This window comes from Polaribacter sp. Z022, assembly GCF_023555495.1.
In the GTDB taxonomy this organism is placed as follows: Bacteria; Bacteroidota; Bacteroidia; order Flavobacteriales; family Flavobacteriaceae; genus Polaribacter.
On record NZ_JALCZO010000026.1, the window covers coordinates 1 to 1055 of the forward strand.

General features: G+C 31.4%; 1 protein-coding gene. It reads right to left on the bottom strand.

Annotated features, from left to right (window positions below):
• The coding region (locus tag MPF13_RS15415) for a leucine-rich repeat domain-containing protein (protein ID WP_249983656.1) at window positions 1-1055 on the bottom strand (1055 nt) is incomplete at both ends.

A 1055-nucleotide genomic window follows, 5' to 3' on the forward strand; every position in this document is an offset into this window, starting at 1 on the left:
ATCTCATCTGGTAAACTTGCTAAGGTATAGGTTGGCTGATATCTAACAGGACTTGTATTTTGATATTGTAGTTTTAATTCTTTTAAGTTTGTAAAGTTTCCAATGCCTGATGGTAAACTCGTCAATCCATTGTAACTTAAATCTAACTTTTCTAAAGTGGCTATATTACCTATCTCATCTGGTAAACTGGTTAAAGTTGCTGTATACTGACTTGTATTGATATTTTCTCTTTGACTTGTTAAATTTAACTCTTCTAAACTCGTAAAATTACCTATTCCTACAGGTAAACCTGTTAATTTGTTACTCGATAAATTCAAATACGTTAATTTACTTAAATCTCCAATCTCTGTGGCTATTGAAGTTATACCTCCATTTGATAAATCTAATCGGGTTAACTCAGTTAAATCTTTGATCTCTTTAGGTATACTTCCTGATAGGTTTTTATAATATGTCAACTCTATCTTTGTTACATGCTTTTGTCCATTTATTAACTCTGTTGTTACCCCTTCCCAAGAACCAACATTGGTCAACTCTGTGGCATCTGAACTCCAATTGGTTCCTACCCAAGTAACTCCTGTTGTAGCATCTATTTTTTCTCCTCCATTTGTTGCTTTATAAATAGCAACCAAAGCTTCTCTTTCTGATTGTGGAACTCTAAATCCTGTACAACTATCGCTAAACGCAATTCCATTATCTGCAATTGTTGAATATTGTGAATACCTTGTTTCCCAATTGGTCACCTCTGAAGTAGGCACTTCTACACAACTGATATAAGGGTTATTACTAATATTAAAATAATAACTAACATTTGATCTATTAAAATTTGATACAGGTGCATCTATTTTTAAATCGGTAATCTTATTATTATTTAATTGCAATCTTGTTAACTTGGTTACATTGGTTAAATCTACCAATCCTTCTATACCACTATAAGATGCTTCTAAAACCTCTAAATTCGTTAACTTGTTCATTGTACTTGGTAAACTAGTTAGATAATAAGTATAAATTCCGTTTTCATAAGAACGCATATTCTCTATATAAAGCTCTTTTAAACT